This is a genomic window from Tsukamurella asaccharolytica (assembly GCF_007858435.1).
GTDB classification, from domain to species: Bacteria; Actinomycetota; Actinomycetes; order Mycobacteriales; family Mycobacteriaceae; genus Tsukamurella; species Tsukamurella asaccharolytica.
Map to the genome: position 1 here is coordinate 36,054 of NZ_VIGW01000018.1, position 6,554 is coordinate 42,607.

Below are 6,554 nucleotides of genomic sequence, written 5' to 3' on the forward strand. Positions count from 1 at the left end.
GCACGATGGCACCATGGCGGAGTCGACGCGCGGAGCAGGAGCGCCCCCGTACCTCCTCCGCCGGATCCAAGTGCAGGACCGTCTGTGGCGGTTCGCGATCGCGGCGCTGACCGTCGGCTTCGGGCTGTTCGGATCAGTGACGATCGTCCTTCCCGACGGTGCCGGCGACAGCGAGTGGCGACGGGTCGTGATCGCTGTCATCTGCCTCAGCGCGATCCCCGCAGCCGTCCTCGTCGCCCGGACCCCGCTCGGTGGCGCGACGTGGCCGAGCGGAACCCGGCGCCGCGGGAGCATCGCCTTCGTCGCCTACGCGGACCTCGGCCTGGCCGGCGTCGTGTTGTGCATGCAGAATCCGCAGACCGGACTCATCGGCACCGGCCTGTTCTCCGTCATCGGCGCCTACGTCGCGCACTTCGTCAGCGGACGGGTCGCGGCACTGCACATCCTCTTCTCGACGGCCGTCATCCTGGTGCTCGGGGCGCGCCTGCTCGCCGTGGGGCGCGACCCGATCACCGTGGCTCTCGAAGTGGTGGTCGCGATCGTCGTCGCGAACGCCGTGGTGGCGCTGCTGCGCGAGTACGTCGTCGAGGTGCGCCACCTGCTCAGCACGCAGTTGCTCGAGTCGTCCCTCGACCCCCTGACGAACGTGCTCAACCGCCGCGGATACATTTTCGCGAGCGAGCGTCTCCTGCACCGTCCGACCGGGGATCTGCTGATCGCGGCGATCGACGTCGACGAGTTCAAAAGCATCAACGATCGCTTCGGCCACGCGGTCGGAGACGATGTCCTTCGCAACGTCGCGCGCCGCCTCGACGCGGGTACCAGTCGGGGCGCGGTGGTGAGTCGGCTCGGCGGCGACGAGTTCGCCGTCATCAGTGCGGCGTGGGACCGGGACGCGACATTCCTCACCGAGGCCGTCCACCGCGACCCCGTGCGCCTGCCGGACGGCAGCGCGGCGTCCTTGAGCATCGGCCTGGTGCGGGTGTCGGTGGCCGACACCCTGCCCAAGCACGGGAGCACCAGGGAGCTCATCGACGATCTGAACGACCGCGCCGACCACGCCCTGCAGAGCAGCAAGACCGAGGGGCGGAACCGGACCACCGTGCACGGTGACGGCGAAGCCCCCTGAACCGCGCCGCCCGGCCCCGGCTCTGTCAGCGGCGGCGACGCTGACGCTGCTGCCGTCAGCCCCTGCGGCGGCCGATCCGGGAGAAGACCTTCGGCACCGTGCGGCGGAGGACCTCGACGAGCACGATCGCGACCGCGCCGAAGGCGAATCCGATGCCCACCGTGGTCGGGTTGCTGATGTCGAGGAAGAACTTCTCCTGCGCCAGCGGGATGGAGAACAGCACCACGTAGAACGCGACCGAGCCGCCGACCAGCAGGATCTTCCACCAGGTGTACGGCCGCGCCAAGATGGCGAGCACCCACAGCGAGCCCACGAGCAGCGTGATCAGCGCCGCGGTCGACGCCTGGATCTGCTCGGCGCTGAGGCTCGCCGCCTTGCCGCCCAGCGCCGCACCGGAGCCGCCGGGGTTCACGACGAGGTAGCACAGGAAGGTGGCCAGGCCGATCGCCACACCCGACGGTGCCGCCAGCCGCAGCACGCGCCCGACGAAGCCGGTCTTGGCCCGCTCGTTGTTGGGCGCCAGTGACATCACGAACGCCGGGACGCCGATGGTGAACCAAGCGGCGATCGTCACATGGATGGGCTGGAACGGGTACGAGATCGGCGCGAACCCGAAGAGCTTGGCGCCCAGGCCGGCGATGCCCACGAGCCACGCCAGCAGCACCGCGTAGACGGTCTTGGTGAGGAAGAGGTTCGCGACGCGCTCGATGTTGCCGATCACCCGCCGCCCCTCCCCCACCACGTAGGGCAGGGTGGCGAACTTGTTGTCCAGCAGCACGATCTGCGCCACCGAGCGCGCGGCGGAACTGCCGGACCCCATCGCCACGCCGATGTCGGAATCCTTGAGCGCCAGGACGTCGTTCACCCCGTCGCCGGTCATGGCGACGGTGTCGCCGCGCGACTGCAGCGCCTTGACCATCGCCCGCTTCTGGTCGGGACGCACGCGGCCGAAGGTCACATTGCCGGCGACGACCTCGCCCAGTTCGTCGTTGTCCGCCGGCAGCTTCCGCGCGTCGACCGAGGAATCGGGCGAACCCAGGCCCAGCGAGTGGGCCACGGCGCCCACGGAGACGGCGTTGTCGCCGGAGATCACCTTCACGGCGACGCCCTGCGAGTCGAAGTAGTCGAGAGTGTCACGGGCGTCGACGCGCACCCGCTGCTCCAGCGCGATCAGCGCGCGCGGCACCAGGTTCCCGGGCGCCTCCAGCCCGTCGATCTCCGTGTCCACCGGCACATCGGTGGAGGCGACCAGCAGCACCCGCAGCCCCGTCGAGCCCAACTCGGTCGCGCGCCGCGCACCGTCGGACTCGGGGTCCAAGAGGACATCGGCGGCGCCCAGGATCCAGTTGCCCTGCGGCGCGGCACCGTCCTCGAGCGAGACGCCCGACCACTTCTTGGCGGAGTTGAACGGCGCCACCGCGGACGCGCGCCAGGACGGCGCCTCGGGATAGGCCTCGGCGATCGCCTGCACGCTCGCGTTGGGTCGCGGGTCGAGCGCGGCGACCGCGGCGAGCGCGGTCTCGACCTCGGCGCGATCCCCTTCGAGTACGTCGAGTTCCGACAGGCGCATGCCGTTCTCGGTGAGAGTGCCGGTCTTGTCGGCGCACACCACGTTCACCCGGGCGAGGCCCTCGATCGCGGGCAACTCCTGTACGAGACACTTGCGCTGCCCCAGGCGCACGACGCCGACCGCGAAGGCGATCGAGGTCATGAGCACGAGGCCCTCGGGAACCATCGGGACCAGTGCCGCGACCATGCCCAGGATCGCCTGGTTGGGTTCCTGTTTCGAGATCACCAGCTGGTTGACGACGGTGAGCACACCGGCCGGCACCAGCAGCCAGGTGATCACCTGGAGGATCTTGTTGATGCCGGAGCGCAGCTCGGAGTTGACGAGGGTGAACTTGCTGGCCTCGTCGGCGAGCTTCGCGGCGTAGGCGTCGGCCCCGACCTTCGTCGCGCGGTACGCGCCCGACCCGGAGACCACGAAGCTGCCGGAAAGGATCTCGTCGCCGAGCTGCTTGTCCACGGGATCGGCCTCGCCGGTGAGCAGCGACTCGTCGACCTCGAGGGCCTCGAACTCGATCGTCTCGCCGTCGACCACGATCTGGTCGCCGGGGCCTATCTCGATGATGTCGTCGAGCACGACGTCCGACTGGCCGACCTCGACGGCCGTACCGTCGCGCCGCACCACCGGGCGGGCCTGCCCGACGATGGCCAGGGAGTCCAGCGTCTTCTTGGCACGCAGTTCCTGGATGATGCCGATGGCCGAGTTGAAGACGATCAGCAGGGCGAACAGCCCGTTGATGAGCGAGCCGGTGAACAGCACCAACAGGAAGAGGACGCCGAGTATTGCGTTGATGCGCGTGAAGATGTTGGCGCGGATGATGTCCCAGGTGCTCCTACCCGACCGGTTGGGCAACGTGTTGACCCGGCCGTCGCGCACCCGCTCCGCGACCTGCGCCGCGGTGAGGCCGGACGCGGGAAGGCCGGAGGTCGTGTCGGGAGCAGCAGTCATGACCGCGAGTCTAATGACGCGCACCGTCATCGCGGACGCGGCTCTCCGCCCGCGCCGGCGTCGTATTCTTCCCGCATGACCGCCTTCACCGTCACCCGATCCACCGAGATCGCCGCGCCCGGCGAGACCGTCTACGGCCTCATCGCCGACTTCCACGAGTGGCGCCTGTGGTCCCCGTGGGAGGGCCTCGACCCCCGGCTGCACCGGGAGTACACCGGGCCGTCGAGCGGGCCGGGCGCGAGCTACGCATGGAAGGGCAACCGCAAGGCCGGGGCGGGCCGGATGACGATCTCGGCCGTGGAGCCCGGCCGCTCGGTGGACGTCGACCTCGAGTTCATCAAGCCGATGGCGTCGCACAACCGGGTGCGTTTCGACATCGTTCCGGCAGGCGCCGGCGTGCAGGTCACCTGGACCATGACCGGCGAGACGAGCGGGCTGTTCTCCCTGATCGGCAAGTTCGTGCCGATGGACACGCTCGTCGGGAAGGACTTCGCGAAGGGCCTCGCTGCGCTCAAGGACCGCTCGGAGAACAGGGGCGGCAGCGCCGCGTAGGCCGCCCGGCCGGGGCGGCGCCACCCGCCGTGTCCGCACGGCATGCTGAGCGGGCACGATCGGAACTGAGAATCCGGCGAATCGCACCCGCACGCGCCCCGGCGGCGGCGAAGATGCACGCACATCGCTCGCACCGCAGCTAGGAGTCGCCATGCCCGCTCGCCCCGCCGTCGACCTCGGATCCTGGATCGCGCGCCGCGCCGCAGTGAGCGGGGACCGGCCCGCCATCACCTACGGCGACGCGACGTGGACCTACCGGGAGTTCGCCGACCGGGTGGACCGGCTCGCGGCGGAGCTGGTGGCCGGCGGCGTGCGGTCGGGCGATCGCGTCGGCTACGTGGGCTTCAACCACCCCGACTTCCTCACCACCATGTTCGCCGCCTCCCGCGCCGGGGCAGTCTTCGTACCGCTGAACTTCCGCCTGACCTCCGCGGAGCTGGAGTACATCCTCACCGACGCGGGCGTGCACACGCTGATCGCGGACGCCGACCGGGCCGCCGTCGTGGAGCCGGTGCGCGCCTCGTCGGGCCTGATCCGGGCGATCGCGCTGGAGGCGGTGGACGGCTGGGAGCAGCTCGACGCCCTCCTCGCGGTCCGCGCGCCGATCGGCGAGCCGCAGTCCCCGGCCGAGGACGATGTGGCGCTCATCATGTACACCTCGGGCACGACGGGGCGCCCCAAGGGCGCGATGCTCACGCACGGGAACATGTTCTGGAACAACGTGAACGCACTGCTCAGCCTCGACACCGTCTCCACCGACGTCAGCCTCGTCGCGGCGCCCATGTTCCACATCGGCGGCCTCAACGTGACCACGCTGATCACGCTGCAGAAGGGCGGCCGGCTCGTGATCCTGCCCGCCTTCGATCCCACCGCCGCGCTGCAGCTCATCGAGAAACACCGCGTGACCACCATGTTCGGCGTGCCGGCGATGTTCCTCTTCATGAGCCAGGTGCCCGCCTTCGAGACCGCCGACCTCTCCAGCGTCCGCCAGTTCACGTGCGGCGGGGCGCCGGTCCCGGAGCCGCTCATCGCGCTCTACAACGGCCGCGGCATCCCGTTCTGCCAGGGCTACGGCCTCACCGAGACCGCGCCGCTCGCACTCGTCCTGGACATCTACGACACCGCCCGCAAGATCGGCGCCGCCGGCCACCACATCCTTCCGCTGTCCGAGGTCGCGCTCCTCGGGGCCGACGGTGCGCCGGTCCCCGCCGGGGAGCGCGGCGAGGTCTGCGTGCGGGGCCCGCAGGTCACGCCCGGGTACTGGCAGAACCCCGACGCAACCGGCGCCACCATCGACGCCGACGGCTGGTTCCACACCGGCGACATCGGCGAACAGGATGAGGACGGCTACGTCACCGTCGTGGACCGGGTCAAGGACATGGTGATCTCCGGCGGCGAGAACGTCTACCCCGCCGAGGTCGAGTCCGTGCTGTACCGCCACCCGTCGATCGCGGAGGTCGCGATCATCGGCACGCCGCACGAGAAGTGGGGCGAGGCCGTGACCGCGGTCGTCGCGCTCAAGCCCGAGGCCTCGCTGACGCTGGAGGAGGTCCGCGACTTCGCGAAGGACTCCCTCGCGCCGTACAAGCTGCCGCTGGCGCTGCACCTCGTCGACGCCCTCCCCCGCAACCCCGCCGGCAAGGTCCTCAAGTACCAGCTGCGCGAACAGGTCTAGCCGAGCGCGACCTCGGAGACGCCCTCGCGGCCGCGGAGGGCGTCGAACCGGCCCGGGACGCAGCTGAAGACGATCACCTGCGCGGTACGACCTGCCTCGACCAACGCGTCCGCCATCGCGCCGAGGCGCGCGGGATCGCTGTGGCCGAGGGCGTCGTCGAAGATGACGGGGGCGCCGTCGGCACCGTCGACCAGGCGGGCGCAGGCGAGGCGGCTGAGAACGCCCAGCTGCTCCTGCGCACCCCCGGAGAGGGAGTCGAAGGGCACAGTGACCCCGTCGACGGTGCGCGAGACGATGGTCAGATCCTCGCCGACCGTGATGGTGAGCGGATCGCCGAAGACGGTGCGGCCCAGCTCCTCCAGCGCACGCTGGTACGGCGCCTGCACCCGCGCGCGACGCGCGTCGCGGTGCGCTGTCAGGGTGTCGTGCAGGAGCGCCGCGGCGCGGGCCCGCTCCTCCACCGAGGCGAGCGCGCGCTCGGCGTGGACGTGCTCGGCCTCGGCCGCGTCGAGCCGGTCACGGCGGCCGTCGGCCTGGAAGAGCTGCAGCTGCCCCTCGAGCCTGTGCAATTCCTCGCGGGCCGACGTCTCCGCGGCACGCGCCTGCTGGTCCTGCGCGCGGGCGGCGGCGAGACGGGCCGCGAAGCCGGCGACGTCGGCCTCCCTGGCTGCGGCCTCGTGCTC

The 6,554-nt window shown here is 70.8% G+C and carries 5 protein-coding genes; 3 read left to right on the plus strand and 2 right to left on the minus strand.

The features are described from left to right. Positions 1–13 precede the first annotated feature (13 nt). On the plus strand, positions 14–1,129 hold the full coding sequence (locus tag FK529_RS18725) for a GGDEF domain-containing protein (RefSeq protein WP_146564078.1): 1,116 nt from the start codon (positions 14–16) through the stop codon (positions 1,127–1,129). Between the two features lie 55 nt (positions 1,130–1,184). Here the strand turns inward: FK529_RS18725 and FK529_RS18730 are convergent, their stop codons facing one another. Further along, positions 1,185–3,644 carry an HAD-IC family P-type ATPase gene (locus FK529_RS18730; RefSeq protein ID WP_146564080.1) on the minus strand — a complete coding sequence of 820 codons (2,460 nt, stop codon included), beginning with the start codon at positions 3,642–3,644 and terminating at the stop codon, positions 1,185–1,187. Between the two features lie 75 nt (positions 3,645–3,719). Here FK529_RS18730 and FK529_RS18735 point away from each other — a divergent pair, with 75 nt between their 5' ends. Continuing rightward, positions 3,720–4,196 carry an SRPBCC family protein gene (locus tag FK529_RS18735; RefSeq protein ID WP_146564083.1) on the plus strand — a complete coding sequence of 159 codons (477 nt, stop codon included), beginning with the start codon at positions 3,720–3,722 and terminating at the stop codon, positions 4,194–4,196. Positions 4,197–4,347: 151 nt separating this feature from the next. Further along, positions 4,348–5,871 (plus strand): acyl-CoA synthetase, encoded by a 1,524-nt coding sequence (locus FK529_RS18740; protein ID WP_146564085.1) that lies wholly within the window; start codon positions 4,348–4,350, stop codon positions 5,869–5,871. Here FK529_RS18740 and FK529_RS20100 read toward each other — a convergent pair. Further along, positions 5,868–6,554: ATP-binding protein (locus FK529_RS20100; RefSeq protein WP_369122206.1), on the minus strand; the 687-nt coding region annotated here is incomplete at its 5' end. The genes FK529_RS18740 and FK529_RS20100 overlap by 4 nt on opposite strands.